The 19,400-nt window shown below is 42.8% G+C and carries 17 protein-coding genes; 10 read left to right on the top strand and 7 right to left on the bottom strand.

Translation table 11 applies throughout. The annotated features are described in order from the left end of the window. The 4 genes from ACIEHO_RS10780 to ACIEHO_RS10765 all read right to left on the bottom strand — a co-directional run bounded on the left by ACIEHO_RS10780 (position 1) and on the right by ACIEHO_RS10765 (position 6,165). Positions 1 to 4,470, bottom strand: a complete 4,470-nt coding sequence (locus ACIEHO_RS10780) for an AAA family ATPase (protein WP_406971527.1) — start codon at positions 4,468 to 4,470, stop codon at positions 1 to 3. Beyond that, a complete protein-coding gene (locus ACIEHO_RS10775; protein ID WP_406971525.1) occupies positions 4,461 to 4,763 on the bottom strand; it encodes a helix-turn-helix domain-containing protein in 303 nt (100 codons plus the stop codon). Before ACIEHO_RS10775 ends, ACIEHO_RS10780 begins: the two co-directional genes overlap by 10 nt. A 71-nt stretch (positions 4,764 to 4,834) precedes the next feature. Beyond that, positions 4,835 to 5,284 carry an IS200/IS605 family transposase gene (gene tnpA, locus ACIEHO_RS10770; protein WP_406971523.1) on the bottom strand — a complete coding sequence of 150 codons (450 nt, stop codon included), beginning with the start codon at positions 5,282 to 5,284 and terminating at the stop codon, positions 4,835 to 4,837. Positions 5,285 to 5,475: 191 nt separating this feature from the next. Beyond that, positions 5,476 to 6,165 (bottom strand): N-acetylmuramoyl-L-alanine amidase family protein, encoded by a 690-nt coding sequence (locus tag ACIEHO_RS10765; RefSeq protein ID WP_406971521.1) that lies wholly within the window; start codon positions 6,163 to 6,165, stop codon positions 5,476 to 5,478. A gap of 184 nt (positions 6,166 to 6,349) precedes the next feature. Here ACIEHO_RS10765 and ACIEHO_RS10760 point away from each other — a divergent pair, with 184 nt between their 5' ends. From ACIEHO_RS10760 to ACIEHO_RS10720, 9 genes are all read left to right on the top strand, one after another. Then, positions 6,350 to 6,637, top strand: coding sequence for a hypothetical protein (locus tag ACIEHO_RS10760; RefSeq protein WP_406971519.1), 288 nt, complete (start codon positions 6,350 to 6,352; stop codon positions 6,635 to 6,637). A gap of 34 nt (positions 6,638 to 6,671) precedes the next feature. After that, complete coding sequence (locus ACIEHO_RS10755) at positions 6,672 to 6,950, top strand: hypothetical protein (RefSeq protein WP_406971517.1); 279 nt, start codon at positions 6,672 to 6,674, stop codon at positions 6,948 to 6,950. After that, positions 6,943 to 9,348, top strand: coding sequence for a TraG family conjugative transposon ATPase (locus ACIEHO_RS10750; RefSeq protein WP_406971515.1), 2,406 nt, complete (start codon positions 6,943 to 6,945; stop codon positions 9,346 to 9,348). Before ACIEHO_RS10755 ends, ACIEHO_RS10750 begins: the two co-directional genes overlap by 8 nt. A gap of 19 nt (positions 9,349 to 9,367) precedes the next feature. Then, on the top strand, positions 9,368 to 9,949 hold the full coding sequence (locus ACIEHO_RS10745) for a conjugal transfer protein (protein ID WP_406971513.1): 582 nt from the start codon (positions 9,368 to 9,370) through the stop codon (positions 9,947 to 9,949). 3 nt (positions 9,950 to 9,952) lie between these two features. Next, complete coding sequence (locus ACIEHO_RS10740; protein ID WP_406971511.1) at positions 9,953 to 10,795, top strand: hypothetical protein; 843 nt, start codon at positions 9,953 to 9,955, stop codon at positions 10,793 to 10,795. 43 nt (positions 10,796 to 10,838) lie between these two features. Continuing rightward, a complete protein-coding gene (locus ACIEHO_RS10735; protein WP_406971509.1) occupies positions 10,839 to 11,456 on the top strand; it encodes a conjugal transfer protein TraK in 618 nt (205 codons plus the stop codon). Further along, complete coding sequence (gene traM, locus ACIEHO_RS10730; RefSeq protein ID WP_406971507.1) at positions 11,453 to 12,379, top strand: conjugative transposon protein TraM; 927 nt, start codon at positions 11,453 to 11,455, stop codon at positions 12,377 to 12,379. Before ACIEHO_RS10735 ends, traM begins: the two co-directional genes overlap by 4 nt. A gap of 12 nt (positions 12,380 to 12,391) precedes the next feature. After that, positions 12,392 to 13,225 carry a DUF4138 domain-containing protein gene (locus ACIEHO_RS10725; protein ID WP_406971505.1) on the top strand — a complete coding sequence of 278 codons (834 nt, stop codon included), beginning with the start codon at positions 12,392 to 12,394 and terminating at the stop codon, positions 13,223 to 13,225. Positions 13,226 to 13,341: 116 nt separating this feature from the next. Next, on the top strand, positions 13,342 to 13,668 hold the full coding sequence (locus tag ACIEHO_RS10720) for a hypothetical protein (RefSeq protein WP_406971503.1): 327 nt from the start codon (positions 13,342 to 13,344) through the stop codon (positions 13,666 to 13,668). A 12-nt stretch (positions 13,669 to 13,680) separates the two neighbouring features. On the opposite strand, the gene ACIEHO_RS10715 is transcribed toward ACIEHO_RS10720, so the two are convergent. The 3 genes from ACIEHO_RS10715 to dinB are packed head-to-tail and all read right to left on the bottom strand — an operon-like array spanning position 13,681 to position 18,564. After that, on the bottom strand, positions 13,681 to 14,298 hold the full coding sequence (locus tag ACIEHO_RS10715; RefSeq protein ID WP_406971501.1) for an SOS response-associated peptidase: 618 nt from the start codon (positions 14,296 to 14,298) through the stop codon (positions 13,681 to 13,683). Between the two features lie 30 nt (positions 14,299 to 14,328). Further along, positions 14,329 to 17,349 carry a DNA polymerase III subunit alpha gene (locus tag ACIEHO_RS10710; RefSeq protein WP_406971499.1) on the bottom strand — a complete coding sequence of 1,007 codons (3,021 nt, stop codon included), beginning with the start codon at positions 17,347 to 17,349 and terminating at the stop codon, positions 14,329 to 14,331. A 3-nt stretch (positions 17,350 to 17,352) separates the two neighbouring features. Next, entirely contained in the window at positions 17,353 to 18,564 is a 1,212-nt protein-coding gene (dinB, locus tag ACIEHO_RS10705; protein WP_406971497.1) for a DNA polymerase IV, read from the bottom strand. A 56-nt stretch (positions 18,565 to 18,620) separates the two neighbouring features. Between dinB and ACIEHO_RS10700 the strand changes: the two genes are divergently transcribed. Beyond that, positions 18,621 to 19,397, top strand: a complete 777-nt coding sequence (locus tag ACIEHO_RS10700; protein WP_406971495.1) for an XRE family transcriptional regulator — start codon at positions 18,621 to 18,623, stop codon at positions 19,395 to 19,397. The last annotated feature ends 3 nt before the right edge of the window (positions 19,398 to 19,400 follow it).

The following is a 19,400-nucleotide window of genomic DNA, read 5'->3' as shown; positions in this document are numbered from 1 at the left end:
TTATGTACTTAATTGAATTGCTTGATTCACTGAGATTCTTAAATGATTGTGCTTGAGCATAGAATCAAAAATATCCAATGATTTTTTGACATATTTTCTATTCTTACTCAAATTCATATTTAACTTGGTGTAGATAGCTAAAATTAACTGTACAGGTTCTTTATCATAGTGCCCATTGAGTTGTACATTTGGAATTCTGTCAAACTTTAGTTTTTCAACTAATGTTAAGCATTCTATTGGATAGTCTTTTACACAACTTAAGAGTAATTGAAAGAAGTATCTAGGTTGAGCCATGCATAACTTGCTTCTTGAATATTTTAACAAAAATGGATAGACATCCTTGAAATTATAATATTTGAATTTTCTTAAAACAATTCCGGAATAAGCGGATGCAAAATCTTCGCCTTTTTCATCTAGAAAACTAATCAATATTTGGAATGATTTTTTATCTGGTTTTCCATTTTTGTCAAATAGGTTGGCCTCTGCAATTTTTAATGCACAAAGCTTTGCCTCATCACTTAACTTAACAAATTTTGTATATAAATTTTTATCATTTATTTCTTCAATTAACCAACTCAAAACAATAACATTTCCTTCATTATGAAGCTCTTTATGTTCCATGATTTTGTTAAAATATGGATACATTTCAAAATGAAATTTATGATTAAAATATTGGGATGTCCTAAAAGAGTTTTTCAATAACTCGATGTCGGCATCTCTAATCAATTCCATGAAAATTTTGAAACTTCTATTTAAATCCAGATAATTTAAATAGGCAAGTTCTTGCATCACAGCTACCCTTACAGAAATTTGAGGGTCCAATGTTCCTTTTTCGGCAGTTTCGAATATCATTTCCGCAAACTCTCCTTGCTCATAGCACTGCATAATTTTATGAATGGCCGCTCCTCTAACTGTATTTAAACTATCAAATGATGGGTCATTTGCATTCATCGGGTTCTCAGGGTTAGGGTGATTTTTTGCACTTTCACTTAAAAAAGAAATAATATCCTTATCAACCAGTTTATGTTCTATAAAGTATCTGGATTGCCATATCGCGTAAAGTGTATTATCCCTATCTAATTCTAATCGAATAAACCTTTTGTATAGTTCTTTTACCTTATCAGGTGAATATTTGGAAGCTATTAAACCATCAATTCCTTTGGAAACATAATCAATTGAAACCTTTTCATCATGGAATAAACCGTTGATAAAATCATAATACTTGTCAGGTTCATTTTTAACGGTTTCTTCAAAAGCTCTAGAATGTTCATGTTTTCCTCCTTTTGGCCCATGTCCTTCATGATAGTTGTCATTGAACTTTACCATACTGTTTTTCCAATTTTGCAAGTCCATTTTCGAATATGCTTTTTGAGACAATGGAGGTCCAACGGTATATACTCCTGAGGAAGATGATATATGATGCGCTTTGTTGCTGTCAACATCTCCAAATCTCCGATAAAATTCTTGAAAGACTTTTTTTAGCTTAGTGATTTGTTCAATTTCATTTATTGGAAGTTGTTTTATGAAATAGTACTGTTTTTTGCCAAAGCCGGAGAAATAAACCTTTTGATTTCCATCCTCGTCTTGATATTTATTAAATCCAGAATCGTATGGACTTTTTATTGTCAATAAAATTTCAGCTATATGGTTTTTACATTTCTTAGAAAAATGGGGGAAAGAATTAGCAATAAGTTGTCTCAGGTATAATTGAAACTTATCATCATAACCATTTAAGCCCTTTTTATTATATATGATTGATATTAGTTCTGATGTCTCATTCAAGAATAAATGTTTATCATTATTTAATGTTAGCACCAATATTCTAAGAATAAATACTGAATTTGAGTTCTTATGTTTTTTGAAGAAATCTATAATATAGTCTCTTTCTTCCAATCTTGATCTTATATGCTTGACCAGAAATTCTTCCATTATGACATGCGCATCTTTTGATGAGCTTAGTCCATCAATGAACTTTGTACAATTGTATAGCGGACAATCTATATTCTCAAAATTGGTAAAGTCCTTGTTGTCCTCAATTATTTTCTCAAATACTTTAAAAACAAATTCAAAACTCCTTTCAGGGCTTTGTTCATATAGCTTTTTCAACAACTCTTCTTGGTCATGTGACAACTCATTGTGATGCCAAGATTCACCACCATAAAATACATTATTAAACATAGGGGCTAGTACCCCGAAAACATACTCTTGATGATACTCGAATATTTTTGTGAGTATTTGATAAAACCAAAAATTATCTCTCCCTCTAGACTCCTCATTAAAAGGGATATACTTTTCAAAAAAAGGCAGAAGAGATATTTCTTGCCAATTGTCAAGATTCATCAATATTCTTTCTATAAAGTAGTCCTTCTCTGAAAAGTCAGGAAGTTTATCTAAAAATTTTATAATCAGTAATGGAGCATGATTAATATTGTTTCTAAAAAAAATCCAAGCTGCATTTTTTCTGTATTCAACTATGTTTTTATAATTGTACTTCTCTAAAAAATCTAATTGAAATATAGATTGCCTTTTATAAACCTCATATGCTTTATTTGACAATTCCCTTTGGGGGAAAAGAAATTCATTAAGAACTTTATTTTCCAAGAGATACCCGCTCCATTCTTTTGAAAACACAGAATGTATAAATATGTCTTCATAAAGAGGATTTTTCAAAATGTGCCGGTCTACCAGTCTTTTTTCTTCAGTTGATGGGTCTCCTAATATTCCCAAGTTACTAATGACTAAAGCTTTTATATGAAATCGATATTTTGAAGATTTGAGTATTGATGTCGTGTTTGTTATATATTTTTTATGGTCATATTCGCGCAAATACTCAAGAACCATTTTTATTATAGACCTGACCTCTAAGTTTTGTTCGTTCTCTTTAAGATATTGGTAGATGTCAGTTTCTTGTTCTACAAATTGTCTTGCAAAACAATAATCATAAAAGGTTTGATGGAAAAATTGAAGGCTTGAATTTTCAAGAATAATTAATTGATTACTCAATAGATACATGATTTCTGCATCAAATTCGTTTGCAAATTGATTCCTTATCGTTATCTGCTGATTTTCATACATTTTTACAGCAATTTTATATAATAACTGTAAAAGCTTTGAATTTCGTTGTTTAATAATTAGCTCGTCCCATAAAGCATCATACAAATCCTTTAAAGAAGATATTGTATTAAGATTAATTTTACCCTTATTGGGAAGTTTAGTGAATATCTCTAAATGATGCGGCGTTTTAAGAAGTTCTAATACTTTTTTCTCGGAACAACTAACGTTAAATCTCTGTAAGGTTTGAACAACTTCATTTTCACTTAATAAAGTAGCTTTTATATTATGAAATTCATTGGACCTATAGACACTCAATTCTGCATCATACTTTAGGTCATAACTCCTTGAAGAAATAATTACTCTAATATTTCTTTCGTCAAGTAACTCGTTAATTATCCTATTATAAGTTTGAATATACTCCCTGTTTGAAGAAAGTGTTTGGGAAAGCGCATCTAATTGGTCTATAATCACAACTAGCTGTCGCTTCTGAGTATTTAAAGCCCTAATTATTTTAGAGAAGGCAATATCTTCTTTTACAAATATTTTGTTTTCAAGTTCTCTTGGGTTGGTAGCGTAATATTTATCCGCTTTAATGCCAAGAACCAAGATGTTTTCATTGATCAATTGTTCGTATACATCTTTCAGGATTACGGATTTGCCCATTCCCTTTTCTCCCTCTAGAACTAGAATGTTTTTTTTGGGCCTAATCAGGTCGGATTTTATCCAACTGATAATTTGGTTTGTTTCCTTCCTAACAATATGAGTTTCTGGCTGTTTTTCAAAGTAGTTTTTCACCTGGGACATGAAAAGAGAAGCTTTCTTCAAAGCCCCATCCATATTAACAATATCCAGACTTACAACTGAATTGTTATAAACCTCTTCTCCACAAAATTTTTTGCACCATTCAGAACCGAAGAAATCATAAACTATTTGAGGGTGAGTTTTTAAAATTCTATTGATGGAAGTAAAATCCCATTTATCTACCTCTAAATTCTTCTTATGAGATTCATTCCTTATTTCTTCAAATCTTTTCTGCAACTTTACATCAGAAAAATTAGCTGAAGTACAGAGAACGAATTTTCTTGTTTTTGGAAACCAGGTTCCTTTTTCAAACTCTAAAAAGATTTTTTCTAAATCTGCAACGGAAATAGACTTATAACGTTTACATTGAAAAGTAAAATAACTATCGACTCCTTTTTTTGCGTAAATATCAATTCCATCTTGTTTTTGTCCAGGTCTTCCAAAAATTTCACAATTTGCCCTTTCAAATCCCTCAACATATTCAACCATTCTTAAACAAAGTCTTTCAAAATCCTCCCAGGACATATCTGCTAAAGGTAAAATCAATTGATTACCGTCAATAGGAGGCTTATAACAGCTATTACTTGGTGTTTTGTTTAAGTATTCTATATCCATTTAGTTTTTCTGATTTTGATTTTTCTCAACACCATTTTTAATATCTTTGGAGCTAAAGCTTCGTCTTTTATTTCTTCAAATATTTTTTCTGCATACCATAAAATCAATAGTCTATCAAAATCGATTTCCAACGTTAGGGACAACTTCATTAATTGTTCTTGCGTTGGCATTCTATCGTTATTTTCAATCTTACTTATTAGAGCGGTATCTACTTCTATTCTTGATGCTACCTCTCTTAAAAGCAGCCTTTTCTTTTCTCTTTTTGATTTCAGTAATTCAGAAAGCCTTTCCATTTGTCAATTTTATTCATGTCAAGAAATGTCAAATTCAAAAATAAACTACCTCGGGGCAAGCCCACGAGGTATTAGAATAGTTTGAGTTGCCCAGAGTAAATTTCCTTGTATTCTTTTACTTTCCCCTGATCTTCAACATATTTTTTAATCACTTCCTTACTTGCGTAAAGACCAACTGTGTTGGCATAGAACCCACTTGACCAAAAATTACCTCCCCATAACATCTGTTCTATCTCAAGGTGCAGTCGAAACATTTCCCTCGCAACTATACTTTTTACGGTTCTAACCATTTGGCTCACTGAAACGTTTCGAACACTTTGCACAAGAAAATGAACGTGGTCTGGCTCATATCCTATTTCAACAAACTCAAGCTCATATCGTTTCGATATTTCATTACAAATATCAACCAAAGTACTTCCTGTCTCTTCGGTTAGTATAGCCTTCCTGTACTTCAAAGGAAACACCAAATGATAAAGCAATAACGTCTTGTTATGACTCTTATAAATATGTTCATCTTTCACACCGAAAATATACGCTTTTTCAAAGCGTTATGAAAAACCATCCGTTTTTAAAACTTTTCCTTTACTACACCCGAGGCGAGCCTCGGGGAATTCTATTGATTAAAAAATAATTAATTCTTCACTTCTTTTTTATTATCGAAGTGATTTCAATAAGCATTTGAATGACAATTACCTTTAAACACCTCACTATCTCAATCCCCAATTCCCTCATAACTTTCCAAATTTTTAATTAAACTTTCCCAAAGTACCATTGCAAAAACCCTTATCGATTCAGGTTTCAGGAAATATCCACTTTCATCTCCATTACTCAAAAAACCCAATTCCACCAGAACTGACGGCATATAATCTACCGTTTCCCTAAGCACTTGAAAATTGGCAAACTTCACGCCCCTGCTCGTAAAACCAAGATTTTTATTAAGCTCGGATTGCAACTGAAAAGCCAACCAAATGGTATCATCCGAGAATTCAGAATTTTGATTGGAAGCATACACTTCAACGCCCCTAGCATTGGGGTAATCGGAATGGTTACAGTGCAACGATACGAACATATCTGCTTTCAGGCTCTTTGCCAATTTAGCCCTATCGGAAAGGGAAACGAGCGTATCGCCATATCTGGTCAGATAGATATCAAAAGGAGATTTTAACCTTTCGTTGAGTTCCAGAATGGCCTTGGCCACATCCAAGACCACATCCTTTTCCTTTATCCGGTTCACCCCCACGGCCCCGGAATCCTTTCCGCCATGTCCGGGATCGATCACAATTACCTTTTTTACACCCAAATCCTGTCCAAAAAGGAGTCCACTTTTGAGGAGCAAAACCATTACAATCTGAACAGTGTAAATTCGAAATCTGACGTTTTTGGGCACTTTTTTCATCTTCATTTTTTGGATTTTGACCAGTTTGGCTCCAAAACCCCATAGAGTTTAGTGTCAATTGACACCAACGCAGACCAAACAAAACCAAATAATATTTTTTATTCAATTATTTGATTTTCAGTTATTTATATTTAAAAATACATTAATTTTCGGATAACAAAAATGAACCGAAAACCTAAACCCATCCATCATGAAAAAAACATTCTATTTGGCCAGTCTGCTTTCACTGTTGTCCACGTCCCTTTTTGCCCAGATCGGGGGCATCGAGGATTCCGTTAACGATGTGTCCGATACCATCCGTTCCATATTTCCCATCATCCTGGGCGTCATCTTCCTTATCGGTTTCCTGTTCAATGCGGGGCATTTCTTCGGGGAGAACGCAGACCTTAAAAAAGGCATAACCCGCGTACTCGTCTTCGTACTCATTGCCGGAGCTGTAGTGGGCATATTCACCTATCTCATAGGCATAGTAGTCTAAGTCGCCAAGCGACATTTAAAAACCCTAAATCCTTATGAAAACTTACGAAGTCTATAGGAACATCAGAAAACGCGCCATGATCATGGGATTGCCCATAGCCCTGTTCGCGCTCATGATGACATCCATTATCGGCTCCCTGCTGCTTATCATCTTTTCGTTCAACTGGGCGGTCATCCTAACGGTAATGGCATTCAACGGGGCGCTCTATGTCGCCCTGGTGCATATGGCCAACAACCCCGGACTGCTGCACCTAAAGAAAGTGTTCCCCAAGACCATCAGCAACAAAAAAACGAGCCTATTGGACCATGAATAACATCAACCTTTCCACATACCATCCCATATTGGATATCCAAGGACACACCGTCTTTGCCAGCAACGGGAACCTGGTACTCTGTTATGGAGTCAGTCTACCAGAGATCTATTCCCTTTCGGAAGCGGATTTCGAGGATATCCATGGGGCATGGTTCCAAGCCTTTAAATCATTGCCCAACGGTACGGTCATCCACAAACAGGAGGTATACCGAAAATGCCAATATTCGGCACAGCAGTTGCCCAACAGCACCTTTCTTCAAAAGGCCACCCACGGTTATTTCAAGGGTCGCGGCTACCTGCGGCACCAAAGCTACCTGTTCTTTGTAATGCCCCACAACCGGACACTGAACGCCCCGAAGTTCACCAACCCCTTCCGAAAGCTGGACAAGGGCATATACCGACAAATGGACCACAACGCCGAGGCCTTCATATCGGCGGTGAACGATGCCGTCTCCTTTGTGAACAACAGCCGAAGGGTCTCCCTGTCTCCATTGGGTGAAAACGAAATCATATCACTTACCGGCAACTATTTCAACGGTTATAACGAGGGCTTCGATACGGACATCCAACTGAAAAAGCCCCATATCGATATCGGTGACCACCATTTTGACGTTCTGGCCATCAACAGTGAGCTGTGCTTTGGCGAAACGGTGCAGAGCAGCAAGACCAACGACCGCTTCACCTCCGACGATTTCGTGTTCCACCAGGGTTTTATCGATGGTCTCGGACTGGACCTGGACGAAGACCATATCGTGAACCATATCCTCTATCTCGACGACAAACATAAATGGCGCAAGCTATTGGAGAAGAAAATCGAGGAGCTGAATAAAAGTTCGAATTTCGGGACACAGAACAAGGTCGTCCTCAAAAAGATTGAGGCCATCGTCGATAAGATCAATCGGGACGATTCATCGCGCATCATCCGCGGGCATCTCAATGTACTGTTCTGGTGCGGTGATGCCGAACGTCTTGGCCAGGTCGCCTCCAAGATCAAAACGGAGTTCAAGGAACTGGACATGCTGCCCTACTCACCAAAGGGCGAGGAGCGCAAGCAATATTTCCTGAACTCGCACCCCTGCCACTGCTCCAATTTTTCGAACAGCGACCTGTATGTGACCGACCTGAAGCATGCCCTCTGCCTGTTCATCAACAATACCAATTACCGGTCGGATGCCGAGGGCATCATATTCAACGACCGGCAACACAACATCCCCGTGCTTAAGGATGTCTGGGACGAGAACAAGAAACGTATAAAGGCCCGGAACTTTGCCATTTTCGCCCCTACGGGCGAGGGCAAGTCCTTTTTGGCCAACAATATCCTTCGCCAATATTTTGAACAGGATGTCAGGTTGGTGATCATCGATCTGGGCGGTTCCTACTCCAAGTTTGCCAAGCTCTACCCCGATGCGCACATCATCCTACGCTACGAACAGGGCAAGAACCTGGGCATCAACCCCTTTTTTATGGCGCGGGAGTCCGACCTGACACCCGAACGTTTGGAGGATTTGGGAGTGTTCCTATTGGAGCTCATGGCCGAAACCCGTCCCACCAAGGCCCAGGAGGTCGCCATCAAAAAAGTGCTGCTCCATTACTACAAGAAGGTGCGTAAGACACATTCACTGGAATCGCTCTACCGCTTTGTCGATGGCCATAAGGATACGCTCTTACATGAACTCAGTATCAAGGAAGACCATTTCAGCGTCACCGATTTTCTTCACATCCTTTCGGAGTATGTGGACGGCGGGCTCTACAGCTTCCTGTTCAATGTGGGCGATGACCAGACCTATAAGATCGAGGACAAACGGCTCATCGTCTTCGAACTGGACGAGGTCCGTGACAACAAAGAAATCCTTTCCGTTATGCTAAAACTCATCAAGTCGGCCATCCAGCGCACCATTTGGCGCAACCGCTCCGAACGGGGCATCATCCTTTTCGATGAGTTCGCCAAGCAACTGAAGTTCGACAACGTATTGGAGAGCGTGGAGTTCTACTATCAGGCCATCCGCAAGCAGAACGGCGCCATTGGCATCATTTTGCAGTCCATCAACCAACTGCCCGACAGCTCCACCTCGGCCAGTATATTGGAGAACACCCAGGTCATCTACAGCCTGCGCAACGAAAAGGGTTACGCCGAACTGAAGAAACGGCTCAACCTATCCGCCCACGACCTGAACCAGCTCAAATCCATCCGCAACAACCTGACCGGTGACCGCAAGCACACCGAGATGTTCATCAAGATCGGCAAGGAGAGCAACATCTTCAGGCTGGAAGTACCGCCAGAGGTCTTTGCCGCCTACCTGACCGATGGCAGCGAAAGCACCCAGATTATGGAACTCTATGAAACCTGTGGTGACATGGAAACCGCCATCGAACAATTTTTAAAACATAAAAATCAATAACCTTTAAAAACCTTTAAACATGAAACAGCATACCAAAACCTTTGTACTAGCACTGGCCTTCGTCCTTTTATTGCCCGCAGGCGCTGCCTGCCAGGGGATGCCGGTGTATGATAATACCAACTTTATCAGTTTTACCAAATCGCTGATCGAGTCTGGTAAGCAGACCGCCCAATTGCTCAAGACCGTCCAGTTCCTCAAGACGCAAAAGGAGAACATCGAAAAGGTCAACAATGCCATCAAACAGCTCAAGGCCGTCAGGGAAATGGCCCGGAACAACAAACGCCTGTTCGACCTCGTACAGGACGACCTCAGGGAGATCCTCAACTCCCCTTACATCAAGGCCGATGAAGTGGACCGCATTTCGGACTCCTTCAACGATATCGTCAGCAATTCCCTCGAAGGATTGGAGTATATCGATAAGATACTCACCAGCAACACCCTGAAAATGACGGACGCTGAACGTGCTGAAGTGCTCAAGGCCAAGGAAAAGGAATCCCGGGAAATGGTGGCCGAGATCGAGGCCAAGACCAAGCGCTACCGCGAGATCATCGCCTTTAGGGCCATGCAGGACGCCATCAATAACCGCGCCGCCAAATATTAGAACATGGTTGGAATCCCTTTGGGCATAGGATTGGAATATGTGGACACGGTGTTCCAGACGATAAAGAACAGCGAGTTCTCGCAGTACACCATTACGGGCATGAAGACCTTGGCGGTTCTCTTTTTCCTGATCAACATCCTGAAAAAGTACAACGAGGGCCTCGCCGATAGGGACGGCCATACCTGGGGGCTCACCCCTACCGAACTGGCCAAGAACTTTGCGGTGGTCATACTGGTCATCTTTTCCACACAGGTGCTGGGCGCCTTCGATGCCATTTTGGTGGCCATTGAGGCCCAGTACCGCGACACGGCTCCGGCGCTCCTCCCACTACAGATGCAGGACATCGATCTGGAACGGGATGTGGGCGCACTGGAAGCCGCCAAAAAAGCCTTTGCCCTGCTGTACGAGGCCTTGGTGACGCCGCTCTATGGGCTGAAGCTCATCGCCTTTATCGTGGGCATCTTCCTGTGGCTGTTGGATATTTTTATCTATCCCCTTTTTCTAGCGGAGCGCTATTTTCTGTTGGGCATCATGCAGGCCTTTTTCCCACTGGTCATCAGTTTGGCCGTGTTCGAGAAGTTCAGGCCCATGGCCTACCAGTTCTTTAGGCTCTATGCCGCAGTTTATATGCTCGTGCCCGCCTTTTTTCTGGTGAACGTGTTCATCAACAACCTCTACACGGAGGTCAACACCAATTTCTGGGGCAACCTCTTCGGCACGGACTGGGGCAGCCATTTCTTTGCGCCCCTGTTGCAGTTGGGCTCAATCGGGTTCATTGTGTTCCTGAAGTTCAAGCTCTACAGCAAGGCCACTTCGTTCACGCTCCGGCTGTTCAGTGGCGGGTAGACCAAATCATGCTGATTTTTTTTTTAAACCAACACCCAAATGAATGAAAACACCTTATAAGAACATCTACGACGTGCTAAAGCTGAACCGGTTCATCGTACTGGCCTCGGTCATCGCCGCTGCGGTCACGGCCATCGTATCCGTACTGATGGTCATCAAACTGCACAGGGACACCGTGGGCAGCGCCTTTGTGGTCAATACCGATGGCAGTGCCATTCCCCTGAAACTGGTCTCGCAGAACGAGAACCTGAAGGTGGAGATATTGTCGCACCTGGAACTGTTCCATACCTATTTCTACGACATCGATGCCAGCAATTATGAAAGGCACCTCGAAAAGGCGCTTTGGTTGGGCAACAGTTCGGTGGACAACCTCTATCGGCAGAAAAAGGCGGACGGGGTCTTCAACCGCTTGCTCCAGTACTCACTGGTGCAAAGGGTACTGGACATTGAATCGAAAGTGGACGTGCAGAACGAACCTTACGGGTTCGAGACCAGGTGTGTCTTTGAAATCAACCGCGGGGCGACCACCGATACCTACGAGCTCATCACCACGGGGAAGCTCATACGGGTGGACCGTCACTTTCCCAACAACCCGCACGGCCTGCTCATCACGGATTATTTTGAAAAGCGCCTTAGAAAAATACAAAACGGAACACCATGAAAATCGAAAAGAACAAAATAGTATTCGCCGTGGTACTGGCCACGGTGGTGATATTCCTGATCGCCTATTCCGCCATGTTGATGGACGGGGCCGGTGATGGGGATGAAAATCTGGAGCAGGTCCAGGTGCCCGAACTGGAAGCGGAACAAAAGGAGTATGACTCCAAATTGGAGGCCATCGACGACCTGAAGGAAGTCCGCCAGACCAATGCGCCCAGTATCTATGACGAGAGCCTATTGGACTCCACCGGCACTTACGACCCCGACCTGCCCATCAAAAGGAAACGCCATATCGTGGACAGCATCTATAGGGCCAACAGGATAAGTTATTCCGAAAACACTTATTCCAAGACCATACCAAGTTCAACTGACCGTAAGCCGAAAAAGGATAGGGACACCGTGGTCAAAACGGATGCGAAAGTTGGAGCCAAAGAAATGGGACTGGAGCACCAACTCTTCTTTGCTTCTGCCCCGGTCAAAAATCCTATTTTGGACCTACGCCATACGGATTCCGTAATACATGTGACGGTGGATGGCGACCAGACCGTGAGTACCAACCATCGGTTACGGATGCGGCTCGCAAAGGATGCCAAGATTGGGAATAAAGTTGTTCCAAAAAACACTCCGATATATGGATTTATCAGCTTCCAGCCCAATCGCGCGATGATAAGGATTGAAAACATCGGGCACCACCCCATCAAACTGAAGGCCTTTGACCTACAGGACGGCACTGAGGGCATCTATGTGGAGAACAGTTTCCGTGCCGAGGCCGGCCGTGAGATCGTGGAGGACATTGTCGACGACATCAATGTCGTCGGGCTTCCACAGGTCGGCGGCATCAAAAAAGTGTTCCAGCGCAACAACCGGACCGTAAAGGTTACCGTGGTCAACAACTACAGGCTCCTATTGAAACCAGAACCATAAATATCCAGACACATGAAACATCCATCCATCCTATTCAGTTTCCTCTTGGCCACGGCCTTTTTAAGTGCCCAGCCCAAAATGACCTTGGACACCATCTATGCCAACGAACATAAGAACGTGGCCCTGTTCTTTCCCAATCCCATTAGACAGGGTATTACCGGTGCAGACAACTTCGTTTTCACCTATAACCGTGAAAAACAGCAGTATTTCGGATTGTTGCAGGCCACCCCTGGAAAAGAAAGTAATCTTTTGATAATCAACTATAATGGTGACATTTTTTCGTATATTATAAGATATAGTCCTACACTGGAAAAACTGAATTATTTCATTCCGGGTTCGGCGTCCATTGGTAATGAAAAACCGAAGGCATCCCATTTGGACAAAACGATACAATCGGTGCCTTCCGCCGATCCGAAGACCAGATATTATGAACGGTTCTGTTCGTATTTGGTCAAGAGAAGGCAGCGCATCGGCAAGCTTAAAAAACGGCACGACGGCATAGTGCTGAGGGTCGAGAATATTGTTTTCGACAGGGAGGAACTGTATTTCGTGATGGCCATCGAGAACCGATCGTCATTGGATTATGATGTAAACTTTCTGGACCTAAGCATCAAGACCAGAAATAAGGGCAGAAAAAAATCATTACAGCGTTTGGATGTCGCTCCGCTCTATATTTATGGTGCACCGTCAAAAATCAAGGAAGGCCAAAAGGCCAAAGTGGTCTATGCTGTACCGAAGTTTTCCATTAGTGACGAGCGTTTGGTCCTATTGGAACTCAATGAAAGGAACGGTGAGCGTAACCTAAAGTTGAAAATATCGCACAGAACCATTAACAACCCTAATTGAGACTATTAAATGATAACCCGCAACAGGCCATACCATTTAAACATTAATAAAACAGATTATTACCAAAACCCAAACAGATGAAAAAAATAGTCCCCTACCTCTGGCTGATACTTTTTATGGCCTGCACCGCGGCACAAAAATCACCCGTTGAAACCGCCCAAATCGTTATCGAAAGCTTTTACCTAAAGGACCTTTCCGCCTTAAAACAGAACACCACGCCCGAAAGCTACGAAGCCTTTACGGCCGTTCATGATATACTAGTTCCCTCCAAAATGGAAGGCGCATCAAATTTCAAGGTTCTGGATGAAGCCGTTAACGGCGATACGGCCTGGGTAAGGTTCTCCACTTCATACAGCGATGAGCCCGAAACCTTAAAACTCGTAAAAGTGGATGGCCACTGGAAGGTTACAGAAAAAGGATTACGTGAAAAATCCCCGTTTTGATTTTTGGCAAATCTAACACTTGGAAGCCACCAAATTGGTTTCGTAGGGAAAAGCGAACGAGCTATAATCATCATTGGTCAGCCAACGGTTTCTATCCTGTTCCCTTAAAACTATGGGCATTCTTTTCTTGGTGTTATGTATTTCGCTCATCAGCTCGTTTGCCTCGGTAGTAACGATACTATATGTTCCCAATTCCTCCCCGGTTTCGGGGTTGTTCCATAGCGAATAAATCCCCGCAAGTGCAAAAATGTCTTGGTCTTGTGGTTTTATGACGAACTTTTGTTTGGCCTTGCCCTTTGGATCCAACCATTGCCATTCGTAAAACCCATCCGCCACTACCAAACACCGTTTCTGTACAGAATTGCGATAAGACGGTTTTTCGTCAAGGGTTTCCACCTTGGCGTTCAAGGTCGCCTTTTGGATTTTTCTATCCTTTGCCCAAAACGGTATCAAGCCCCAACTATAAAATTGGATTTCGCCTGGGCTTTCATCCACGATAACAGGATAGGGCGAATGTGCAAAACCATTGATTTCCTCACTGGGTTGGTAACGCTCCTTTTCCTCAAAATAGGCATCGAACGATTTTTCTATATCCTCTAATTTGGCGTTGAGTCTGGTCCGGTAACACATAACAAAAAATGTTTGTTACAATATACCGAATTAGCTTTTAATTTCCTTTCGTTTGGCGGATTTTAGTTTAAAGACATCCTCATAAGTCGGTTCATCAGGGCTGCGAGGGTCGGTCTTTAAGGGCATTTTTTTACTCCACATCACATCCATACTAAAATGCCCGAATTCTTCGGTAATCTTGCCATAACAGGCATATACGCCCCTACCATGAATGGGGTACTTATCGACCACTTTTGGAAAATGTACCCCATCAAAATACTCGCCCTGATCATCGATAAACGTACTCAATCGCATCCGCTTGCCCTGGCTTGTTTTATGGAATCTTGAATTCACCATAATGCCGTACAATAACATTTCCCTGCCCTTGAACTTGGGCATATCTTTGGTCATCCAATTGGATTTTGGGGTTTCTGAAATCAGGTCGAAATAGCTGCACAACGGAAAGCCCAAAAGCTCCATTTCGTCATAGGCATCTTCCAACCATCCCTGATTGAACTCGGGCAAGGGAAAATTTCGGTGTTTGGGACGGAACAACTGCGGATGGGCGCTCCGCTTTCCCAAAGCATTCAATTTGAACGTAGCCTGCCATAGCAATTCAGGCTTCGATTTATGGGTAAACCGGAACGCCCCGATGCGAATCAAAATCGTCAGTTGCTCGATACTTACCACAACCCTGTCAATAAAATCATCCAACGATTCAAATTTCCCGTAGAGCTGTCTTTCCGTCAATAACCGCTGTACCAAAAAAGTTTCCAAATGCTTCAGGTAGCCAAATCCCAAGTAAATATGTTCCCCCTTTATACTGTTGGCGTGGTCGCTATTGTTGATGCAAGGGGCGTGGATAATGCCACCGCACATCCGGGCTTCCTGAATGTAGTGTTCGCTGCTATAAAAGCCACCACCGTTATTGAGTACGGCCACCATAAATTCCAAGGGATAGTAGCATTTCAAATAGAGGCTTTGGTAACTCTCCACGGCATAACTGGCCGAATGCCCTTTGGCAAAGGCGTAACCCGCAAAACTGGCAATCTGTTCCCAGACCTCATTGATGACCGTTTCCGAATAGCCTTTATCCAAGCAGTTGCTCCTGAACTTCAATTCCACGGCCTTGAACTCCTCCCGGGAGCGAAACTTACCGCTCATTCCCCGTCGCAATACATCGGCCTCGCCCAAATCCAGTCCGGCAAACTCGTGGGCCACTTTCAACACATCTTCTTGGTAAACCATCACGCCATAGGTCTCTGGCATAATCTTAGCCAGAACGGGATGGGCTTCCTTTCTTCGTTCCGGTTCCCTATGCCTACGGATAAACTCGGTTTTCATCCCTGATGAGGAAACACCAGGACGAATTACGGAACTGGCGGCCACCAAACTTAAATAATCACTTACTTGCAACTTTTTCATCAGCCCACGCATTGCTGGGGATTCCACATAATACACCCCTATGGCCTTTCCCTTGGAAAGCATTTGGTTCAGGTTGTCGTCCCTCTTGAATTTTTCAATTTGCGAAATGTCGATTTCGGGAAGCTCGGGACGGTTCTCTTTTACGATGTCTATGGCATCCTTGATTTTCGCCAACCCCCGTTGCCCCAAGATATCGAACTTAAAAATGCCCACATCCTCGGCAATAATCATATCGAACTGTACCGTTGGAAATCCCTTTGGCGGTAAATCGGTCGCCGAATAATAATGAACGGGTTTATCCAGTATTAAGATTCCTGCGCTATGTACGCTCAGGTGGTTGGGCATCCCTTGGATAAGTGAACCGTATTTGATGACGAGCCTATGGATGTCGTTCAATTTTGAGGGTGGAAAGTTTCCATCGCTCAATTGGTCAATGTCGCTTTTCGGCAATCCGAACACCTTGCCCAATTCCCGTACCGTAGCCCGATATTTGAAGGTATTGTAGGTAGCCAACAATGCCGTATTTGGAAAGCGTTTGAAGATATAGGCGGTAACATCATCACGGTCACGCCAGCTAAAATCAATGTCAAAATCGGGTGGTGAAGCCCGGAACGGATTGATAAAGCGTTCAAAATATAGGTCGAGTTCTATGGGATCAACATCGGTTATCCCAATGATATAAGCTACAATACTGTTTGCTCCACTGCCACGGCCTACGTAAAAATACCCTTGTCTCTTGGCATAGCTCACAATATCATGGTTAATCAGGAAATAAGACACAAAATCCAACTTTCGTATGACCTGCAATTCTCTTTCCAGTCGGGCAAGAACGATGTCATTGGGATTTGAATAGCGTTTGGGCAGGCCCTTGTTACAGAGTTCGGTCAATAGCTTATAGTCTTGCTCCTTTGATTCGCTAAAAACCTGTTGGTTCTGCGATACCCTGTTAGTACCAAAACTGAAATCAATGTGGCATTCCGACAAGAGATTTTCTGTGTTTTGGATGATATGGGGAAAGTCTTGATAACGCCCCAACAAATCTTCCAAGGGCAGCATCCGTTCGGTTTCACTGGCTTCTTCCGTAGTGGATAGTTTGCTCAATAGCGTGTTGTTGTCAATGGCCCGAAGTAACCTATGGGCGTTAAAATCCTTTTTATTTCGGAAGGTTACGGGTTGTTGCACCACCAATTTATCGGTAAAATTCCGATAGGCGGAAAACGGCAGTCTTCTTAAATTTTCTATGGAAATGCCGATGAATTCATTGTCCAAAAAACAGGTCTTATCAAGCTGCAAAAGCTGTTCAAAAGGATAAATGATAAAAACATTTTTCAGCTCCGGTGCGACCTCGGGAAGTTTGATGGCATTATGGGAATGCTGCGATAAAAATGCGTTCAGCTCACGGAAGCCATCATTGTTTTTTGCAACACCTACGTAGAGTTGTTTTGCCCCATCCCTAAAATCAATGCCCACCATCGGGCGAATGCCAAAATCAAGAGCCTTACGGATGAAATTGAGGCAGGCCGATGTATTGTTAATATCGGTAAGCACCAATTCGCCCACACCGTTGTCCTTGGCAAGCTGCAATAGGTCGATTTCGGAAAACGTCCCGAACCGTAAGGAATAATAAGTATGGCAGTTCAGGTACATAGGCTATTGGGTTCTGTGGGCCAACACCATTGGCGGTTCGCCATTGAACGCATTGTAAAATCTACCGATGGATTTCGCACCCATACAGGATGCCCGCATGATCTTGTTTTCACCAAATCGCTTGCGGATATGGTCCATTGCGCCGTAAAGGTTCAACATTTCCTCGGTATCGTCGAACAGGTTGATTTGGTAGTTCCCGGAAACCAAATCGCCCATCCGCACACCTACCAACCGCAGCAACAACCGCCTCTGGTACAACTGTTCAAAAAGCTCCAATACTTTTGGAATCAGGATATGGTCGGCACTGGTATACGGTATCTTTACTTGTTTGGTATACGTGTTAAAATCGGCATACCTGATCTTAATGGATATACAGGAAGTGAGCTTATTGCCGTTCCGCAGGGCAAAGGCCAGATTTTCTGCCATCGCCGTTAACGTGGTTCGCAACTTTACCATATCGGTCGTATCCCAAAAGGTGCGTTCCGTTGAAATGGATTTCCGTTCATGGTATTGGATCAGTGGCGGCCTATCAATGCCATTAGCTCGCCGCCAAATGGTCTGCCCATTTTTCCCGAACGCACTGATCATCATTTCCTCCGGCATTTCCTGAATGGTCTGCACCTTAAAAACGCCCATATTCTTTAAGGATTGAAAGGTCTTGCCGCCTACGGAAGGAATCTTGTGCACGGACAGCGGTGCCAAAAACGCTTTTTCAAGACCAAAATCGATTTTCATCTGGTTGTTGGGCTTGGCCTCACCCGTGGCCACCTTTGAGGTTATTTTATTGGATGACAGTCCGAAGGAAATGGGCAGTCCCGTTTCCTTGATGATTTTATGCCTCAACTCTGTGGCGTATTTGTAGCAGCCAAAGAATTTGTCCATTCCCGTCAAGTCTGCATAGAATTCATCTACGCTCGCCTTTTCAAAAATGGGCACCTGCTCCTTGATGATTTCCGTGACCTCTTGTGAAAATTTAGTATACGTCCCAGCATTTCCCTTTATGACCACTGCCTCGGGACAGAGTTGTCTGGCCAACTTCATCGCCATACCAGAGCGGATGCCAAACTTCCGGGTTTCATAACTGCAAGCGGAAACCACGCCACGATCACCCGTTCCGCCTACCAACAAAGGATGCTTCTGTAAACTGTAATCCAGTCGCCGTTCACAGGACACAAAAAAAGTATCCAAATCGAGATGTAGAATTTTATTTTCCATTGGAAAAGCAAAATTAACTACAATATGTAGTTTTTATTGCTTAATTTTGTAGTATTATGAATTTTATATCCAAAAACATCAGGCATCTTCGTGATTTAAAAGGTCTTTCCCAGGAACAACTCGCTGAGGAATTGGGCATTTCCCGATCGAACCTCGGCTCCAAAGAGGAAGGACGTTCCGAACCCAATCTGGAGCTATTGGTAACCCTATCGGATTTCTTCAAGATACCTGTCGATATCCTTATCAAAAAGGACCTCACCAAGGCCAAAGATTTTTCTTTTATAGACTTGGGCAACCAACGGGTGCTGTTCCCCATTATGGTGGATTCAGAAAATGAGGACCTGATCGAGGTGGTCCCCGTAAAGACTTCCGCTGGGTATCTGGCCGGATATGATGATCCGGAGTACATCGAACAACTGGAGAAGATAAAGTTACCGTTCCTTCCCTCTGGCAAGCACCGCGCCTTTCCCATTAAAGGGGATTCGATGCTGCCCGTGAAAGATGGTTCGTTCATTGTTGGTCGCTATGTTGAGGACATGGCAGACATCAAAAACGGCACGACCTATGTGCTTTTGACCAAAAACGATGGCATGGTCTATAAACGGGTCTTTGACCAATTGCATTCCAAAGGGACGCTGCTCTTGGTTTCGGATAACAGGGAATACCTCCCCTATGAAATCAAGGCCGATGAAATCCTGGAGCTATGGGAGTTCACCTGTGCCATCCAAACACAGGAATATAGTCCCGACGAATTGAAGATTAGCAGTATTCTTCAGATGTTCAATGCTTTGGGGGTTGAACTGGAAGCTCTTAAAAAGAAAACAGAATTTTGACCA

The sequence above is a fragment of the Flavisericum labens genome (assembly GCF_045446075.1).
In the GTDB taxonomy this organism is placed as follows: domain Bacteria; phylum Bacteroidota; class Bacteroidia; order Flavobacteriales; family Flavobacteriaceae; genus Flavisericum; species Flavisericum labens.
This window is presented reverse-complemented; position numbering and strand designations above follow the sequence as displayed.

What these genes read in the sequence shown, in the direction of transcription:
- ACIEHO_RS10700 (WP_406971495.1), top strand. Translation starts at nt 18,621, where the DNA reads ATGAATTTTATATCCAAAAACATCAGGCATCTTCGTGATTTAAAAGGT.
- ACIEHO_RS10725 (WP_406971505.1), top strand. Translation starts at nt 12,392, where the DNA reads ATGAAACATCCATCCATCCTATTCAGTTTCCTCTTGGCCACGGCCTTT.
- ACIEHO_RS10745 (WP_406971513.1), top strand. Translation starts at nt 9,368, where the DNA reads ATGAAACAGCATACCAAAACCTTTGTACTAGCACTGGCCTTCGTCCTT.
- ACIEHO_RS10775 (WP_406971525.1), bottom strand. Translation starts at nt 4,763, where the DNA reads ATGGAAAGGCTTTCTGAATTACTGAAATCAAAAAGAGAAAAGAAAAGG.
- ACIEHO_RS10755 (WP_406971517.1), top strand. Translation starts at nt 6,672, where the DNA reads ATGAAAACTTACGAAGTCTATAGGAACATCAGAAAACGCGCCATGATC.
- ACIEHO_RS10760 (WP_406971519.1), top strand. Translation starts at nt 6,350, where the DNA reads ATGAAAAAAACATTCTATTTGGCCAGTCTGCTTTCACTGTTGTCCACG.
- ACIEHO_RS10765 (WP_406971521.1), bottom strand. Translation starts at nt 6,165, where the DNA reads ATGAAGATGAAAAAAGTGCCCAAAAACGTCAGATTTCGAATTTACACT.
- ACIEHO_RS10780 (WP_406971527.1), bottom strand. Translation starts at nt 4,470, where the DNA reads ATGGATATAGAATACTTAAACAAAACACCAAGTAATAGCTGTTATAAG.
- ACIEHO_RS10715 (WP_406971501.1), bottom strand. Translation starts at nt 14,298, where the DNA reads ATGTGTTACCGGACCAGACTCAACGCCAAATTAGAGGATATAGAAAAA.
- ACIEHO_RS10750 (WP_406971515.1), top strand. Translation starts at nt 6,943, where the DNA reads ATGAATAACATCAACCTTTCCACATACCATCCCATATTGGATATCCAA.
- ACIEHO_RS10740 (WP_406971511.1), top strand. Translation starts at nt 9,953, where the DNA reads ATGGTTGGAATCCCTTTGGGCATAGGATTGGAATATGTGGACACGGTG.
- ACIEHO_RS10720 (WP_406971503.1), top strand. Translation starts at nt 13,342, where the DNA reads ATGGCCTGCACCGCGGCACAAAAATCACCCGTTGAAACCGCCCAAATC.
- ACIEHO_RS10735 (WP_406971509.1), top strand. Translation starts at nt 10,839, where the DNA reads ATGAAAACACCTTATAAGAACATCTACGACGTGCTAAAGCTGAACCGG.
- ACIEHO_RS10710 (WP_406971499.1), bottom strand. Translation starts at nt 17,349, where the DNA reads ATGTACCTGAACTGCCATACTTATTATTCCTTACGGTTCGGGACGTTT.
- traM (WP_406971507.1), top strand. Translation starts at nt 11,453, where the DNA reads ATGAAAATCGAAAAGAACAAAATAGTATTCGCCGTGGTACTGGCCACG.
- dinB (WP_406971497.1), bottom strand. Translation starts at nt 18,564, where the DNA reads ATGGAAAATAAAATTCTACATCTCGATTTGGATACTTTTTTTGTGTCC.